This is a genomic window from Rhizobium sp. RAF56 (assembly GCF_052113965.1).
In the GTDB taxonomy this organism is placed as follows: domain Bacteria; phylum Pseudomonadota; class Alphaproteobacteria; order Rhizobiales; family Rhizobiaceae; genus Rhizobium.
On record NZ_JBFRDU010000017.1, the window covers coordinates 100,628 to 117,643 of the forward strand.

Here is a 17,016-nt window from a genome sequence, read left to right on the forward strand (position 1 = left end):
TTACAGTCTGCATTATAGTTGTCAAGCATGATGGTATGATAGGTTATGATTCAACCGATAAATATTGAACGGAAGAAGTTGTTCGAGCAGGTGGCGGCGCACATTGAGGCCCAAATCGTCGATGGCCACCTCAAGCCCGGCGATCTATTGCCGCCGGAAAGGGACCTGCAGATTGCCTTCGGCGTCGGCCGTCCGGCCATACGAGAGGCTCTGATCACGCTTCAGAAAGCCGGCCTCGTCGAGATTGCGAACGGCGCGCGCGCACGGGTGCAAAGGGCGACCGCCAGCCATATCTTCAGCGGAATGGCACCCGCGGTGCGACAGATGCTGTCCACTCCGGAAGGGCAGCGGGAATTTCAAGGTGCTCGACTGTTCTTCGAATGCGGATTGGCTCGCAACGCCGCGCGCAATGCAACGCCGGAAGAGATTTCCGGGCTGAAAGCCGCCCTCGACAAGAACGAGGCGGCCATTGGAGATACGCCGGCATTTATCGCGACTGATATCGCCTTCCATCTCGAGCTCGCCAAGATCGGGCACAACTCGATATTCCTTGCTCTGCACGACCAGATTTCGGAATGGCTGCGCGAGCAGCGCGTCGTGACATTGGCGGCAAACAACCAGGAGCAAATTGCCTACGCTGCCCACAAGGCGATCTACGAGGCAATTGCGAAACGCGATCCAGATGGAGCCGAGGGCGCAATGCTCGCGCATATGCAGCAGCTCTCCCAAACCTTCTGGCGTCAGGTGTCGCATGAAGGTGTCGCATGAAGATCGGCGTGATCGCCGACGATTTTACGGGGGCGAGTGATGTAGCCAACTCGCTTTCGAAAGCCGGCGCTCGCACGGTCCAGTATATTGGAATTCCGCCCACCGAGATGTCGCATCCGTTCGATGCTGCGGTCATTTCGCTGAAGACGAGGTCTGCTCCCGTCGAGGAGGCAGTATCTCATTCGCTCGCGGCGTGCCGCTGGCTGGTCGCAAACGGCGCGGAGCAGATTGTTTTCAAGTATTGCTCGACCTTCGACTCTACCCCGGAGGGCAATATTGGACCGGTCGCCGGTGCCCTGATGTCGATGCTGGACGTCGGCTCGACCCTCGTATGTCCCGCGTTTCCGGCCAACGGGCGAACGGTCTACAACGGCCACCTCTTCGTCAATGATCGCCTGCTCAATGAATCCGGAATGGAGAAGCATCCGCTAACGCCGATGATCGATCCGGACATCCGCCGCTGGCTTCAACGCCAGACTGACGTTCGAGTGGGACACATCAGCCTAGCTGAGGTTCGTAAAGACGCGAGCGAGGCATTGACGGCGGCACGGGGACGCGGCGAACAACTCATCGTCGCGGATGCGATAGAGGAGGGTGATCTCGCGCTGCTCGGTGCGGCCATGAAGGGATGGAGGCTCGTCACCGGGGGCTCGGCGATCGCAAAGCCTTTGCCAGCCAATTTCGGCATCCGACCTCGTGAAGAGGAAATCCGCTTTGCGGGCAGCCACGGACCGGCTGTCGTGCTTTCGGGTAGTTGTTCGGCCGCGACGCGCCAGCAGATTTCGCACTACAAGCAGTCCCATCCCGCACTTCGGATCGAGGCCGCCGACCTCGTTGATCGCGAAGCTACCCTTGAGCGCGTGGTGCACTTCATCGAAACAAACCTTGGGGCTGCGCCGCTCGTCTACTCCTCGAGCGATCCGTCCACTGTCGCGCAAGCTCAAACAATGTACGGCCGCGACCGGTTGGCCGCTTCCTTCGATGCTTTCTTTGCCGAACTGGCACGCAAGTCCATTGCGCTCGGCGCTCGGCGGCTTGTCGCGGCAGGTGGCGAGACGTCGGGCGCTGTCGCAGCAGCGTTGGGACGCGTGGCATTCGAGATCGGACCGGAAATCGCGATTGGAGTACCTGCACTGATTGCTGGGGGCGGGGATCGCCCACGAATTGCGCTGGCGCTCAAGTCAGGCAACTTTGGCCAGGATGATTTCTTTCAACGTGCATTGGAAATATTGGGCCAATGAATTCCAGTGAACTCAAACTGCGCGAAGAAATGTGCCGTTGGGGGGCGTCGCTCTTTCAGCGCGGACTGAGCGCCGGCTCGTCCGGCAATCTATCAGCGCGCCTGGATGACGGTTTCCTCGTCACGCCGACGAACGCCTGTCTCGGCTTTCTCGATCCCGCGCATTTGAGCAAACTCGACCCGGCGGGCAACCTTGTCTCCGGCGACCCGCCGACGAAGGAGTCTCCTCTGCATTTGGCCTTCTATGCGGCCCGCGATGGGGCCGGTGGCGTGGTCCATCTCCACTCCAGCCATGCGACGGCGCTTTCGTGCCTGGATGCGTCCGATATACATAACTGCGTGCCGGCGCTCACACCCTACATGGTGATGCGCGTCGGGGAGGTCGCTCTAGTTCCATATGTCAGGCCGGGGTCATCGGCGATCTCCGAGCATATCCGTGCCCTTGCTCCCAGGCACTCCGCGCTACTGCTCGCGAATCACGGTCCCGTCGTATCGGCAGCGACCTTCCGCGATGCCGTATTCGCCGCCGAAGAGCTGGAGGAGGCGGCGAAACTTGTCCTGCTGACGAGAGGACTGGCTGCAAGAAGGCTAACTTCATCAGAGATAGATGAGCTGAGAACCGCCTTTTCGTTGCGCTGACCACCAGCTGCCGAAACGCAGGTCATAAGGCGCGCCAACCGAGCGAGATCGCCTGCTGAATGATTTCGAGCGTTCTGCGAGGTCCGACGTTCGATGTGGACCAAATGGCCCGCATTCGGGGCGTTCGTCCCCGCCGATCGTGACAATTGTACAACGCCTTTTCTCCATTCTTTGCGCGAACTGTCACGGATGTGTCGTCTTTTACTAAATCATCATATTACGTTCGTAGCGTCCATGAGGGGACGGAGGCCATCGATTCACGCGCCCAGACGCAGGGATGATCTGCGTGGATGTCCGGTCGTTGCGAGCCTTTTTGCGAATGGGGGGTGACCATGATCTTCAAGAGTTTTCTCATCGTTTCCGCTGCGGTGCTCACCGCAACGTCCGGTGCGCGCGCCGCGGACGCCATTGTCGCCGCCGAGCCGGAACCTCTGGAATACGTCCGCATCTGTGACGCGTACGGCGACAGCTATTTCTTCATCCCGGGCACTGAGACCTGTCTGAGGATTGGCGGCAAGGTCCGCACAGAGGCTTATTGGCATGATGCCGAAAACCCCGACGCTAACGATGGCACATTCTGGCATACCCGCGCCGAGGTCGGTCTCGACACTGCGACCGAGACCGAATTCGGCGCGTTGAAGACCAATACGGTCATCCGGTGGGACTGGCAGGAAGGCGAAAACACGTCGTCAAAGCTGCTATGGGCCAACATCAGTCTCGGTGGCTTCGTTGTCGGCAAGCTCGACTCCCAATACACGAGCTACCTGGGCTATACGACCAGCGCCATCAACGACGAGGTCATTTATGAAGGTCCCAAGGAACTCAACCAGCTGACCTACAAATACGAGGGCAACGGCTTTACGGCCCTCATTTCGCTGGAAGACTCCAATTCCTCGTCTGACAGCTTTGACTATGACGGTGCCTGGCAGAAGGCGGAGCAGGATCACTACGCCCCGGATGTCGTGGTCGCCGGCGGTTACAAGGGAGATATCTGGCAGTTCCGGATCGCCGGCGGCTACGATTCGATCGTCGAGCAAGGTGCCGTCAAGGCACGTGTCGATGCCGATTTCGGCGCCTTCAGCGCGTTCCTGATGGGCGGCTGGAACACCGATGGCGACAAGCTCAACAAGTATGCCGGCTCGAACCAAGACGTATCGGCTTGCACCGACCCCGAAGGTACGGTCCATGGCGCCGATTGCGGCTGGGGCGACTGGGCGGTTTGGACCGGCTTCAGCTACGAGTTCTCCCCGATGCTCAAGACGAACACCCTATTCGCCTATACCGACAGCAAGATGCTGCAAGCGACGGCCAATCTTACCTGGAGCCCGGTCAAGCACCTGCTGATCATGCCGGAAATAACGTACATGAAGTGGGACGTCGCGGACACTGACCAGTGGGTCGGGGCGCTTCGTTTCGAGCGGAAGTTCTAAGCGATAATTTCGTGTCACCCGTAGAGGTTTAGGCTCTCTTTCAAACTCGAAAGAGAGCCTTTTTTGTCTGGAAGCCTCCGCAACGTGTGGCTTCGAGATGCAAACATTGAATCGCGGTAGGTTTCAGCGTTATATATGATGAAATGGGAAATATCGGAGATAAGCTTGCCGCGCGATAATCCTGACGAATCCGTCGCCGAAAACAGCTATCGGCAGATCCGGAGTGATATCATATTCGGGCGACTTTCGCCGGGCCAAAAACTCAGATTGGAAAATCTGAAGGGAACCTACGCCACCAGCATCAGCACGCTCAGGGAAATCCTCAGTCGTTTGACCTCTGAGGGCCTTGTGGTGGCGGAGGACCGGCGGGGCTTTGAGGTAACGCAGGTTTCGACTGCGGATCTAAAAGAGATCGCCGCGCTGCGGCTACTGCTTGAAGGGCATGCGCTCGAGCAGTCGTTCGAGCAAGCTGACCTGGAGTGGGAGGCGAGGCTTGTGTCCGCTCACTATAAACTGGCGCGCATGGAAGCGGTCATGGCTTCGGGCGACACCAGCAAGGCGGAAGACTGGAAGCGCTATGACTGGGAGTTTCACCAGGCTTTGATTTCCGCCTGCGGATCGCGCCTGCTAATGGAGGCGCATTCAGCCGTTTTCGACAAATATTTGCGATACCAGATGGTTGCGCTTTCCTATCGTGGAGCTGTTGCCGAGCAAGAGCATCGAGAGCTTCTTCAAGCTGCTCTGCAACGCGACAGTAAAACCGCGAAAACCATCTTGTACCGTCACATTCAGGGAGGGGTCGAGCATGCGCTTGCCAGAGGGCCGTTATCAAACCGTCCCCTCCAGACGTAATGGCATCCCGACTACTTTCTTCAGGCTTGCGCAACGCAGAGGATTTCATGCTCAAAATCGTTGGTGAACACTCCGAGACCGTGAGCGATATCGTTTTCCGACAAATTCGTCAGGATATCATTTCCGGAGCATTGGCACCCGGCACGAGGATCAAGCTCGAGCAGGCCAAGGAGCGCTATTCGATCAGCGTTTCGTCGTTGCGCGAGATACTCAGCCGCCTTACCACCGAGAACCTGGTGCGTGCGGAGGGGCAACGCGGCTTCGAGGTCAGCCCCGCGTCCCAAAAGGAACTCGAGGAACTCGCCGACCTTCGCGTCGTCCTGGAGACCCATGCCATTGGCCTGTCGTTCGCCGCTGGCAATCTTGAATGGGAAGGGCGCATCGTCGCCGCGCATCACAAACTCGCCGCAGCGGAAAAGAAGCTGCTGGCCGGTGACACGTCGCGCACCGTCGATTGGGTTCGTTATGACTGGGAATTTCATCAAGCGATCGTCTCGGCCTGCAACTCCTCATCACTGATGGCTGCACTCTCGTCGGTGTTCGACAGGTTTTTGCGCTATCACATGCTGGCCCAGAGCTTTCGCGGCAAGGCCGTCGTCGATGATCACAAGCTGCTGTTCGACCTAGCCTTGAAACGCGACGTCGAGGGGGCCCGAGCCGTCATTCGCAAACACATAAGGAGCGGTGTCGAGCACGTGCTGAAAAGCGGACGCGTTTCCTGAGCGTTGGCTATCAGACGGCATCCTTGGGGATGCCCTCCGGCCGCATCTGCTTCTTTAGCGCCGCGATGCGGAAAATGGCGTTCGGCGCGCCGTAGCCGCGATAGCCGCGGCGCTCGACAATCTCAAAGAAGAAGCCTTCGCCAAAGGTACCGCTATAGAGCTGGAAAAATTCGCCATGCTCGTCGCGATCATAAAGAATATTCTCTCGCTTCAGGCGTTCGGTAAGTTCCGGATCAAGACCGAAGCGGGCTTCGACATCGTCGTAGTAGTTGGGCGAGATATGAAGTGGCTTGAAGCCTCGCTCGCGTAGCGATGCCGCGGTGGCGAAAATATCGCCCGTCGAGAAGGCCATGTGCTGGATGCCCGAACCGAATTGCTCGGCGATGAAGTGACCCGCCAGAGTGCGCCGGTTTTCGGCGCCGTTCATGGTCATGCGCAGCGTACCGGTTTCACTTTCGACGACCTGGCTGCGGACGATGCCGCTCGGATCGATGATATCGACCATGGGCGTCTTCCTGGTCTCGAAGATCGACGTGTAGAAAAGAAGCCAAGTGAGCATCTCGTCATAGGGAACGGTCTGCGCAATGTGGTCGATGCTCAGCAGGCCGGCGCCTGCGGCAACGTCTTCTTCCGCAGCGGGCTCGAAGTCTATCTCCGAGAAGTGCCCGAGCTGGCTCTTGTCGTCGATAAGGTAGATAAGGCCGCCGCCGACGCCGCGAATGGTGGGAAACTCCAGTTCGCCGCTCGCCACGGCTTGGCGGAAGGGTTCCGCGCCGAGCGCCAGCGCACGGGCGTAGGCATCGTTGGCATCCTCGACGGTCAGTGCCAATGCGTAGGCGGAGGTGCCATGGACCGCATAGGAGGCATTGGCGAAACCTGCGGTGTCGACGTTGACGAGGATGCGGATGCTGCCCTGTTCGAAAAGGGTCACCTCCTTGGAGCGATGGACGGCCGTCTTGCGGAAGCCGAGGGCATGCAGGACAGCAATCAACTTGCCTGCATCGTCCTCGTCCGCTGCGAATTCGACGAACCCCACCCCTTTGACTTTGGCCCGGTTCGGCATGGAAACGCCGATAGACGTCTTGACGGTGCGGCGAACCTGGTCGGCCAAATAGATCAGTGAGCGATGACCATCCGCGGCGATCGCTCGCGCCGAGCCGCCCCTGAACTGGTCGTTGAAGATTTCCAGCGAGAAGTAACCTTCATAACCCGTTGACGCGACGGCTTCCGTAAACGCGGTTACCGGCAGATCGCCTTCACCCGGCATATTACGGAAATGGCGGCTCCAATAAAGCAGGTCCATGTTGATCAGCGGCGCATCCGCCAGTTGGACGATGAAGATTTTTTCCTTGGGTATCGAGCGGATGGAATTGATGTCGATCTTTCGCGACAGCGAATGAAAGCTGTCGAGGATAAGCCCGACATTGGGATGATCCGCCCGGCGAACAACTTCCCAGGCGTCGCGATGATCATTGACATATCGCCCCCAGGCAAGCGCCTCATAGCCAATCTTGAGCCCCCGTTTGGCCGCACGCTCACCCAGTTCATGAAAATCGGCCGCGGCGCGATCGATACCGCCGAGAGCTGCCTGCGACACGTTCGAGCAGACAAGCACCATGTCCGTCCCGAGTTCCTGCATGACGTCGAACTTGCGCTCGGCCCGGTCGAACGTCCTCTTCCGAAGCCCATCCGGCATGCCCTCGAAATCACGAAAGGGCTGAAAGAGGGTGATTTCCAGACCGAGGTCGCGCGCCATTCTGCCGACATCGGCGGGGCTTCCGTCAAAAGCCAGGAAGTCGTTCTCAAAAATCTCCACGCCGTCAAAACCCGCCCGCGCAATCGCTTCGAGTTTCTCCGGCAGTTCGCCGCTCAGCGTTACCGTCGCAATCGAGGTCTTCATGTTCCAAGGCCCTTTCCATCAGCGGGACCAGAGCCATCCACCGGCAGGTTTGCTTGGGGTGAAAAAGCTCCTCACGGCATTATGTCAAATATCAGCGATATTTCAATTCAATTGAGCAAACAGAAAATCTCATATGTTTTGTAATAGCTATGTTGATTTTCAGTCAACCCTGTGACAATGATCTGCGGGTACAGTCGGGAGAGGTTGGCTGTTGAGGTCGGGAGCAACCTCAAAAGGAGGAGGAACCAATGTTGAAGTCGATGCTGACGCGCCGAAACGCGATACTTAGTGCTGCCGTCCTGATGGCGGCCGTAGGGATCGCAAGGCCTGCCGCCGCCATTACGCCGGAAGAAATCAAGTCCAAGGGAAAGCTTGTTGTCGGCATTCAGGGAGACAACCCGCCCTGGGGATTCGTCACCAGCGCCGGCAAGCAGGACGGTCTCGATGCGGACATCGCGACGCTCTATGCCAAGGAGCTCGGCGTGCCGGTGGAATTCGTGCCGCTCGAAGTCAACAATCGTATTCCCGCCCTGACGACTGGGCGCGTCGACGTCCTCTTCGCGACGATGGCGATGCTGCCGGAACGCGCCAAGGCCGTCCAATTCAGCCAGCCCTATGTCGCCAATGCCATCGTGTTGATCGCGCCTAAATCCATGCCGATCAAGACGAACGCCGACATGGCCAATCTTACCATCGGCGTTGCCAAGGGCGGCGCGCAGGATACGCAGGTCACGAAGAACGCGCCTGAGAGCGCGACCATCAGGCGCTTCGACGGTGACGCCCCGAGCGTTCAGGCGTTGGTATCCGGCCAGGTGCAGGCGCTTGGCGGCAACATTTTCTATATGGACCGCGTCGAAAAGGCACGTCCGGGCGAGTTCGAAAACAAGCTTGAATTCCAGAAGCTCTACAACGGCGCGTGCACGCGCCTGGGCGAGAAGGAAATCAACGCCTCGATCAACACGTTCATCGACAAGATCAAGGCCAACGGCGAGCTAAAGGCAATCTACGACAAGTGGATGAAAGTGCCGGTGCCGGAATTCCCCGCGAGCCTCGACGGCATTTCTTTCAGCGTCAACTGAGCATTTCATCGATCTGAGACAACCAGGCAGGCGGCCATGAGGATGGCCGCCGGTGCTTCCCGCATGCACAATACTCTGCTCACTTTTCAAGGAGCGCGTTAATGACGAAGAAAATATTTGTGCTCAACGGGCCGAACCTGAACCTGCTCGGCCAGCGAGAGCCCGCAATCTATGGAACGACGACGCTCGCCGACATCAAGGAAATGTGCGCCGCAAAGGCCAAGGCTGTGGGGTTCGAAATCGATTTCCGCCAGACAAATTTCGAAGGTGAACTGGTAGAAAGCGTACATCAGGCGCGCAATGAGGCCTGCGGCATCATCATTAATCCTGCCGGCTACACCTTCACGTCTATCGCTTTGCTCGATGCGCTCAAAACCTTTGATCCGCCGAAGATCGAGCTGCACATCTCAAACGTCCACGCTCGGGAAAGCATCTATCACAATTCGCTGGTCTCACGCGTCGCGACGGCAATCATGATCGGTTTCGGAGCCAGCGGGTACGAGCTGGCAATCCAGGCGATGGCCGATATGGTCGGGCGTGAGGATCGGCGATGAATTACACGCTGGACTTCACCCCCGTCATCGACGGCCTGCCAAGTCTTCTTCTTGGCTGCCTCGGCACTTTCTTGCTTGCCATCTGCGGCATGCTGCTGGCAGTTGTCATCGGTATCGGCGGCGTGGCGTTGCGCGACTCTCGCTTCAAGCCGGTGCGCTGGCTGGTGATCGGCTTTGTCGAACTCATCCGCAACACACCGTTCCTGGTGCAGATTTTCTTCCTCTATTTTGCCCTGCCCCTGGCCGGTATCCGGCTCGATCCGACCCCGACGGCGATTATTGCTCTCGGCATCAACGGCGGGGCTTATGCCATCGAGATCATCCGCGGCGGCGTACAGTCGATCGCGAAGGGCCAGATGGAGGCGGGCCTGGCGCTTGGCCTGCATAAGGCGCAGGTTTTCCGTCTGATCATATTGAAGCCGGCTCTCAGGGCAATCTATCCGTCGCTGACCAGTCAATTCGTCCTCTTGACGCTTTCGACAAGCATCGCCTCGGCCATCTCCGCCTATGAGCTGACGTCGGTGTCTCAGCGCATCGAATCCGAGAGCTTCAGAAGCTTTGAGGTCTATTTGACCGTCACGTTCTTCTATCTCGTGATTTCGTGGCTGATGATGCGCATCTTCGCGCTCTTTTCCGCGCGTTACTTCACCTATCCAGTCAAGTAGGGGACGATTCCATGGGCAGCGAAGAATTCGTATTCCTTCTGATAGGCCTGAAATGGACCGTTTTCCTATCGGCGGTCGGCTTCGTTTGCGGATGCATATCCGGGCTTGGCGTGGCACTGGCGCGCACCTGCGGGCTCTCGCTCCTGGAACGCGTCACGGCGGGTTATATCGCCGTGTTTCAGGGCACGCCGCTGCTTATGCAGCTTTTCGTGGTCTACTACGGCCTGGCGCTTATCGGCTTGAAGCTCGACGCCTGGATTGCGGTCGCCCTCGGATTGACCCTGCATGCAAGCGCCTATCTCGGCGAGATATGGCGCGGCGCCATCGAAGCCGTTCCACGCGGCCAGACCGAGGCGGCCAAAGCGCTTAGTCTCAGATATGTCTCGCGCATGAAGGACGTCATCCTGCCGCAGGCGCTGCGGATCTCGTTGCCGGCGACGATCGGTTTCCTCGTGCAGCTGATCAAGGGAACGTCGCTTGCTTCGATCGTCGGCTTCACGGAACTCACCCGTGCCGGCAACATCATATCCAACCAGATCTTTCAACCGCTGACAGTCTTCGGCGTCGTGGGTGCGCTGTACTTCCTGATGTGCTGCCCACTGACGATCGCGGGCGCGCGTCTTGAACGACGGTTTGCCCTGTCCCAGCGCTGAGATCCGCGCGACCAAGAGATCGATGGAATTCGAACCATGGCCAATATTTCCGCATCGACAGCAGAAACGGTGATCACGCTCAGCCGGGTGGAAAAGTGGTACGGCGCCTTTCAGGCACTGCACGACATCACGATGTCGGTCCGCAGGGGTGAGCGGATCGTTCTCTGCGGCCCCTCGGGCAGCGGAAAATCGACGCTCATCCGCTGCATCAACCGTCTCGAGACCTACCAGAAGGGCGAGATTCGCGTCGGCGGCATATTGCTCGACAATCAGGCCAAGGCGGTCGATGCCATTCGCCGCGAGGTCGGCATGGTTTTCCAGCAGTTCAACCTCTTTCCGCATCTGACCGTCCTGCAGAACTGCATGCTCGCGCCGATGCGCGCGCTCGGGCTCAGCAAGGAGGATGCGGAAGAGCGTGCGCGCTCGCTTCTCGGCCGGGTGAAAATTCTCGAGCAAGCCCAGAAATATCCGCTGCAGCTTTCCGGGGGCCAGCAGCAACGCGTCGCCATTGCGCGCGCACTGTGCATGCGGCCGAAGGTCATGCTCTTCGATGAACCGACCTCCGCACTTGACCCAGAGATGGTCAAGGAGGTGCTGGACACCATGATCGGCCTCGCCGAGGAAGGCATGACGATGATTTGCGTCACCCATGAAATGGGCTTTGCCCGCCAGGTTGCCGACCGGGTGATCTTCATGGCGAGTGGCGCGGTCGTCGAAGAGGCGCCTCCGGCGGAATTTTTCACCAATCCGCGTCAGGAGCGCACGCGACAATTCCTGGGCGAAATACATCGCCACTAGAGCAATTCCAGGAAAAGCGTGACGCGGTTTTCCGCCCGGAATTGCGTAAAAACAAACAGATAGAACGTTTACGTTTTTCGAAGAAAAAAAGCGGAAACGATCTAGAGGTCCTGGACCGACGCCACAAACAGCAGGGTCGTTAAATGATTACGGGAACCACGCGGCTCATCGCGCATCTTGGCTATCCGACGGAAGCATTTAAGGCGCCCCTGATTTACAATCCCTACTTCGAGAAGAGCGGGATCGACGCCGTCGTGGTTCCCATGGGCTGCAAGCCGGAGGATTATCCCGCCTTCCTCAAGCTCGTTTTCCGACTTTCGAATATTCACGGCGCGCTTGTAACCATGCCGCACAAGGTCACGACGATGGGCCTGCTCGACGAGGTGTCGACAAACGCCAGGGTGGCGGGGTCATGCAATGCCATCAAACTCGGGGCGGACGGCAGGCTGATAGGCGACATGTTCGACGGGGAAGGCTTCGTGCGCGGCCTCCGTCGCAGGGGACAACAGCTGGCGGGAGCCGAAGCGCTGGTGGTGGGCTCTGGCGGTGTCGGATCGGCGATCGCGGCGTCGTTGGCGAGTGCCGGCGTCCGCCGCATCGCCCTCCACGACGACAACACTGCGACCTTGAACGGCCTTCGGGATCGTCTGAACATGTATTATCCGTCGACCGTGGTGACGGTCGGTTCCGCAGATCCCTTTGGCTTTGACATCGTGGTGAACGCGACACCGCTCGGCATGCGCGAGGGCGATCCCCTGCCGGTGGACGTCTCTCGGCTTGCGCCGTCAACCTTTGTCGGCGAGGTCGTCATGAAGCAGGAAATCACGCCACTGCTCGAAGCCGCGCGATCTCGCGGATGCGCTTTTCAGATCGGCACCGACATGCTGTTCGAGCAGATCCCCGCCTACCTCGATTTCTTCGGATTCCCGAGCGCCACCGCGGAGGAATTGCGTGCCGTCGCCAGGCTCGGCCCGTAGCGCGAATTGGCCGTGCGGGCGACGGCATCGTCTTCAGGCCGGATCCTCGGTTCCTTGGAAGCCGCATCGATTGATGCGGCGCCGCCCGCACAGTCAGCGACGACGATTTCGGGGTAGGGGCCACGCAAAATTTCGTTGTGGCGCGCTCCTCGCAAATAGGGCACGAATGCGGCGATGTCTATTTCGAGCCCTTCGCTGCTTCGATCAACCTCCGCATTTCTGCTCATCGGGTTCGTCGCCCTGATGGCGATCGTCGCCATGAACTTTTGGCTGGGGGAACGCGCACAATCCTATTTCGAAGACGCGACCTCGGCGCGTGACACACGAATCGCGGCAGTTGAATTGCGAAATGCGATGCAGACAGCAGAGGCCAGTCAGCGCGGGTTCTTGTTGACGGGAAATGAGATCTATCTCGCACCCTATCAGACGGCAACAATTCAGGCTCGCCGTCATCTGATCGCTCTGCAGACCCTTCTCTCTCCTTCCTCAGGTGCTGACGAAACGCTGGCGCGACTGGAGGATGTTCTTGTTGCCAAATTCGCCGAACTGGACCGAACGATTGCACTAAAGCGCGATAAGCGGGACGACGAAGCGCTGGCGATTTTTCGGACGAACAGCGGCAAGGCGTTGATGGATGAGGCGAACGTATTTTTCGCGGGAATCATCGGCAAGGCCGATGACAAACTCACGTCGGGGGTTGCTGAACAACGTGCCAACACCGTAAGGGTTCGGCTCGTGTCCGGCATCGGATCACTCGTGATCGTCATGGTTATCGGCGGGGCTGCTTATGGCATCGCTGGTTATACCAAGGAGCTTCGCACGACACGCGACGAGGTCAACGCGCTGAACGCCGAACTTGAACAGCGGGTCGCAACCCGAACGCTGGACTTGGCTCAAGCGCGTGATCGCGCCGAGGTGTTGCTATCGGAAGTCAATCACAGGGTTGCCAATAGTCTGGCACTGGTGTCGTCGCTGGTGAGTTTGCAGTCGAAAGCCCTGCTCGATCAGGCTGCCAAGGATGCTCTGGCAGAAACCCAAGATCGTATCTTTGCGATCTCCCTTGTTCATAAGCGGCTCTATGGCTCCGGCGATGTCCGATCGGTCGACCTCCGCGAATATTTGACGGGGTTGCTCGATCACCTTCGCACCTCCCTGCGCAGTCAAGGCCATGGAGTGGTAATCTCGTTCCAGATCGAGCCCATCGAGTTGCCTACCGATGCTAGTATCAACTTGGGCGTGGTCGTTACTGAGCTTGTTACGAATGCCTTCAAGTATGCCTATCCCCAGGGCTTCGGCGAAATCCGGGTCCACTTGAGAAAACTCGAGCAACTGGTTGAATTATTGGTTGAAGACGACGGGGTTGGCCGAGTGGACGGCACGCCCGCGAAGGGCACTGGCGTCGGCACCCGCATTGTCAACGCCATGTGCACGAACCTTGGTTCTAGAATCGAATATCGACAGCGGCATCCAGGCACTACAGCTCGCCTGGTGTTTCCAGCCACCTCGTCCAACAAGATGGCAAATGCGTAGGATATCGGGAAAGATGGCTCGCTACTGCTACTAAGCTAGATCAATACATCTGTGCGCTGCCACTGATCCAATTCAGGCGAAATGGAAATGAATTCAAATCGACAACGTAGAAGAGCCGGGGCGCCGATCGTGCGGCGGATGATTTTATTGGCGGTCGTTTTGGCGACAAGCGCGTCCACGGTGAGCGCCCAGGAGGGTTCGTCGGGGATAACGCAAAGGACGGTGTTCGCGGCATTCGATCCCAATCGAATCGGCTGCAGCAAACCTGTGGGGCTCAAAAGGGAACTGGCATACGTTCAGGAAAACGAGCGCGAGTTTCTGCAAGGCGTCGATCACGGCCTGGCGATGGCGGCAAAAGATCGTGGGTTGAAGTACCTTCGCAGCGTCGTTGAAAACAATGTCGCCAAAGCTGTCGAGGATATAGACACCTATCGGGCAGCAAAGGTGGGAGCTTTGGTCGCTACATCCTCGGACCCGACTGCCGTGAGTAAAAGTCTCCAGCAGACTTTATGGTCGGGAGCATTCGTCGGCACCATTGTACCGCCGCCTGCGACCTTGCTTCTCAATGCTCCGCAATATGCCACTGGCAAGGCTTTGGCGGATGCGTCAATCATGTACATTAACAACAAGCTGGGTGGCAAAGCCAAAGTGGTTTTGCTGACCCAGGATACGATGGAGTACCTGACGCCAAGGTTCGAAGCGATGCGCGACGCCTTCGCGAAAATCCCAGGCGTGACAATCGTGGCCGACATTGCGCCCAACCCGGTCAACAAGGAGGGCGGCTTTGCGACCATGAACACGATCCTCTTGGCCAACCCGGATATCGACGTTGTTCTGGGCGGTGATGCGGTCGTGCTCGGCGCGCTGGAGGCACTGCGCTCCCGCGGCAGAGATCGGGCCGACCAGTTCCTGGGCGGTATCGACGGCGAGCCCGAAGCGGTGTCCGAAATCAAAAAACACGACAGCCCTTTCAAGGCCAGCATCTCCTTGTCGTCGCCTGTGTTTGGGTACGCCATGGGGCAGTTTGCCGCCGACTGGCTCGACGGCAGGAGCATCCCGCAGGCGATGGATATTCTGCCGATTGCGCTCACCAGCGACAATATAAGCCAGTATGAAGCCGATCTGGAAAATCCTGCTGCTGTCTACGCTAATCCCATTCGCAAAAGCACCTATCTCAAGATGTACGGCAATATTTGCTATGACACACGCGACCAATATGTGAATTTTCCATGGTCGTCAGAAAGCAGCAAGTAGCTCGTGAGATGCAGGTCGCGGCACCGAGCGGAGATGCGCCGAGGTGACGTCAGCTTCAATTCGAGACGCTGGATTTCACTCACCCTCTGCGGGCCGGGACCCCGCCCGACGTCCGTTATTTGCAGGGAAACGCGCTGATCATGGCGTTGAACAGAACACCGCCGACAAAGGTCGACGGCATCTGACCTTTTTCCGGATTTTTGCGGATGAAAGCCTCGACGATGCTGCGCACCTGCTCGGGCGTCATGTCGATACCCTGCGGTCCGGGAGGGCAGAAAAACGGCGTCTCGTTGCGGGATTTCATCAGGAATGCGTTTGACCAGTTCCCGCCGATATACATGCCGGTCATCATCCCGAGCGTGAAGGTATCGCTGTAGCTCTTCCTGATCATGTCGTTGACCGTCAGTCCGTCAGCGCTTGCCGCTAGCGGCAGAGCCAAGGCGGCGACCATCGCTCCGGCAAATCGCGCTTTCATCGCGGTTTCCCCGTCTCAGCGCAGGGGAAGTTTTCGATCAAGGCGTCAAGCATGTCGGCGCTGTAGATGTCCATCGTGTCTTCGGCACGGTCCGGATGCTTGTCGAGGTACTTCGACAGGATGGTGCGGGCATCTTCCGAGGTGATGGTCAGGCTTTCCGGCCGGCAGAAGATGGGCGGTCGGTGCAGCCTGACGTCCAGGTAAGCGTTCACCGTATCCATGTTGTAGACGGTCCAGCCGAGCATGCCCAGATTGCCCTTGTCCGTATAGGTCTGCGCCAGGAAAGCCTTGATCTTGATATCGTTCGCATGCGCCGGCGATGCCAGCAGCCAACTGGCAAGCGCAAATCCGACAATGCTGCTCGTAAGCTCGCACGATAGGCGCATTCACTCACCCTTCATGGCATTCAGTATCAAGCCCGGCTTGCAAGGAAATCTCTCGACGAGGGCGTTTAGGATGACGAGCGGGTAGAGGCCGGACGGTTGCTCGGCTTCGTCCGGACGCTTGTCGAGATATTTCTCCGCGATGTCCCTGATCCGCTCCGGCGGCAGCTCCATTCGTACCGGCGCGCAGAAAACCTTCGACTGCAGGCGGCGACCTGTCAGTCGGCAGGCGCGCGAACCAACAGGCTCGCAGTCGGGACGGGTGACGTCGAGGTAGATATTCAGTGTTCGTATGCCGCTGGCTGCAGCTGCGATCACCCTCAGATCCTGAGGATCGGTGTGGCTGTTCTCCAGGAAATCCCTGACGGTCAGCTCGTCGGCATGTGCGGTCGCGGCCAGCAGCAAGCTGGCAATCATTGCCCCGATCTTATGCATTCGAGCCCCCAGATGCGCCAATGCGAAGGCGATGGTGGCACGCGTCGCGCGGACTCGCAAGATCGTGCCAGGTGCTAATGCAACCCAGAGCGATTTTTCTGGATCTGCCTGGGATTTTTTCGGGGGGAACTTCGGTGGTGGGCCGCGAAATCTGCTCGTGATGTTGATTTTCGGAACAGGCCTTAAGTCCGATCAGATTTGGGAACTAAGCACATTGTTGAGGAATGAGCCCACTGGTCCTAGCGGGTGAGCGAAGGGAGTTCTTCCTGGCGCGATATTTCGCCGCCGACATGGCGTCCGCTGTCTCCCTCGGGAAGTTCAAGCGCTTCCCAGCTCTCGTCCATGGCATAGGCGGCTGATAGGTGCGGAACGCCGACGTGGCCGTAGTAGAGCGAAAGCTGCCGCTCAGCCGTCTCGGCTGCGACGCCGGCAATGCGATTGCTGTAGAGCGCTGAAACGAGGCCGCTTCGATCCGAACCGCCCTGGCAGTGAATAAGGATCGGTTTCGGCGCGGCCTCCATTATCGCAACGATTTCGCTAGCACGCTGAGGCGTAAATTCCGTGGTCGCAGACATCCTGAAGTCGATGTGCTCAACCCCCAGATCTCGCGTCGCGGCAATCTCGGCGCCGTACCAATCCGCGTTKGAGTTCTCTCCTCTTAG

General features: G+C 58.5%; 19 protein-coding genes. 14 read left to right on the top strand and 5 right to left on the bottom strand.

The features are described from left to right. The first annotated feature begins 45 nt into the window (after positions 1-45). The 6 genes from AB4048_RS16320 (at position 46) to AB4048_RS16345 (ending at position 5,651) form a co-directional block, all read left to right on the top strand. On the top strand, positions 46-768 hold the full coding sequence (locus AB4048_RS16320; RefSeq protein ID WP_442203021.1) for an FCD domain-containing protein: 723 nt from the start codon (positions 46-48) through the stop codon (positions 766-768). Then, a complete protein-coding gene (otnK, locus tag AB4048_RS16325) occupies positions 765-2,009 on the top strand; it encodes a 3-oxo-tetronate kinase (protein ID WP_442203022.1) in 1,245 nt (414 codons plus the stop codon). Before AB4048_RS16320 ends, otnK begins: the two co-directional genes overlap by 4 nt. Beyond that, a complete protein-coding gene (otnC, locus tag AB4048_RS16330; protein ID WP_442203023.1) occupies positions 2,006-2,647 on the top strand; it encodes a 3-oxo-tetronate 4-phosphate decarboxylase in 642 nt (213 codons plus the stop codon). The genes otnK and otnC overlap by 4 nt, the downstream gene beginning before the upstream one ends. Before the next feature lie 332 nt (positions 2,648-2,979). Further along, positions 2,980-4,077: a porin gene (locus AB4048_RS16335; RefSeq protein WP_442203024.1), complete on the top strand. Its 1,098-nt coding sequence runs from the start codon at positions 2,980-2,982 to the stop codon at positions 4,075-4,077. Between the two features lie 165 nt (positions 4,078-4,242). Next, entirely contained in the window at positions 4,243-4,929 is a 687-nt protein-coding gene (locus AB4048_RS16340; protein ID WP_442203025.1) for a GntR family transcriptional regulator, read from the top strand. A gap of 47 nt (positions 4,930-4,976) precedes the next feature. Beyond that, the gene (locus AB4048_RS16345; RefSeq protein WP_442203026.1) at positions 4,977-5,651 is read left to right on the top strand and encodes a GntR family transcriptional regulator; all 675 of its coding nucleotides are present in this window, start codon (positions 4,977-4,979) and stop codon (positions 5,649-5,651) included. Positions 5,652-5,661: 10 nt separating this feature from the next. Here AB4048_RS16345 and AB4048_RS16350 read toward each other — a convergent pair whose 3' ends face one another. Next, a complete protein-coding gene (locus AB4048_RS16350) occupies positions 5,662-7,551 on the bottom strand; it encodes a bifunctional sugar phosphate isomerase/epimerase/4-hydroxyphenylpyruvate dioxygenase family protein (protein ID WP_442203027.1) in 1,890 nt (629 codons plus the stop codon). Between the two features lie 248 nt (positions 7,552-7,799). Between AB4048_RS16350 and AB4048_RS16355 the strand changes: the two genes are divergently transcribed. The 8 genes from AB4048_RS16355 (at position 7,800) to AB4048_RS16390 (ending at position 15,061) form a co-directional block, all read left to right on the top strand. After that, positions 7,800-8,630 (top strand): transporter substrate-binding domain-containing protein, encoded by an 831-nt coding sequence (locus tag AB4048_RS16355; RefSeq protein ID WP_442203028.1) that lies wholly within the window; start codon positions 7,800-7,802, stop codon positions 8,628-8,630. A gap of 101 nt (positions 8,631-8,731) precedes the next feature. Beyond that, positions 8,732-9,184, top strand: coding sequence for a type II 3-dehydroquinate dehydratase (gene aroQ / locus AB4048_RS16360; RefSeq protein WP_442203029.1), 453 nt, complete (start codon positions 8,732-8,734; stop codon positions 9,182-9,184). Next, positions 9,181-9,849 (top strand): amino acid ABC transporter permease, encoded by a 669-nt coding sequence (locus AB4048_RS16365; RefSeq protein ID WP_442203030.1) that lies wholly within the window; start codon positions 9,181-9,183, stop codon positions 9,847-9,849. Before aroQ ends, AB4048_RS16365 begins: the two co-directional genes overlap by 4 nt. An 11-nt stretch (positions 9,850-9,860) precedes the next feature. Further along, positions 9,861-10,502 carry an amino acid ABC transporter permease gene (locus tag AB4048_RS16370; RefSeq protein WP_442203031.1) on the top strand — a complete coding sequence of 214 codons (642 nt, stop codon included), beginning with the start codon at positions 9,861-9,863 and terminating at the stop codon, positions 10,500-10,502. A gap of 36 nt (positions 10,503-10,538) precedes the next feature. After that, positions 10,539-11,300 carry an amino acid ABC transporter ATP-binding protein gene (locus tag AB4048_RS16375; RefSeq protein WP_442203032.1) on the top strand — a complete coding sequence of 254 codons (762 nt, stop codon included), beginning with the start codon at positions 10,539-10,541 and terminating at the stop codon, positions 11,298-11,300. Positions 11,301-11,443: 143 nt separating this feature from the next. After that, positions 11,444-12,277, top strand: a complete 834-nt coding sequence (locus AB4048_RS16380; protein ID WP_442203033.1) for a shikimate dehydrogenase family protein — start codon at positions 11,444-11,446, stop codon at positions 12,275-12,277. A gap of 174 nt (positions 12,278-12,451) precedes the next feature. Then, positions 12,452-13,807, top strand: coding sequence for a sensor histidine kinase (locus AB4048_RS16385; protein WP_442203034.1), 1,356 nt, complete (start codon positions 12,452-12,454; stop codon positions 13,805-13,807). 87 nt (positions 13,808-13,894) lie between these two features. After that, positions 13,895-15,061 (top strand): sugar ABC transporter substrate-binding protein, encoded by a 1,167-nt coding sequence (locus tag AB4048_RS16390; protein WP_442203035.1) that lies wholly within the window; start codon positions 13,895-13,897, stop codon positions 15,059-15,061. Between the two features lie 115 nt (positions 15,062-15,176). On the opposite strand, the gene AB4048_RS16395 is transcribed toward AB4048_RS16390, so the two are convergent. The 4 genes from AB4048_RS16395 to AB4048_RS16410 all read right to left on the bottom strand — a co-directional run. Next, entirely contained in the window at positions 15,177-15,536 is a 360-nt protein-coding gene (locus AB4048_RS16395; protein WP_442203036.1) for a Rap1a/Tai family immunity protein, read from the bottom strand. Continuing rightward, complete coding sequence (locus AB4048_RS16400; RefSeq protein ID WP_442203037.1) at positions 15,533-15,922, bottom strand: hypothetical protein; 390 nt, start codon at positions 15,920-15,922, stop codon at positions 15,533-15,535. Before AB4048_RS16400 ends, AB4048_RS16395 begins: the two co-directional genes overlap by 4 nt. Then, positions 15,923-16,354, bottom strand: a complete 432-nt coding sequence (locus AB4048_RS16405; RefSeq protein WP_442203038.1) for a hypothetical protein — start codon at positions 16,352-16,354, stop codon at positions 15,923-15,925. It abuts the gene before it with no gap. A gap of 239 nt (positions 16,355-16,593) precedes the next feature. Continuing rightward, a partial coding sequence (locus tag AB4048_RS16410; RefSeq protein ID WP_442203039.1) for a tyrosine-protein phosphatase occupies positions 16,594-17,016 on the bottom strand: 423 nt, incomplete at its 5' end.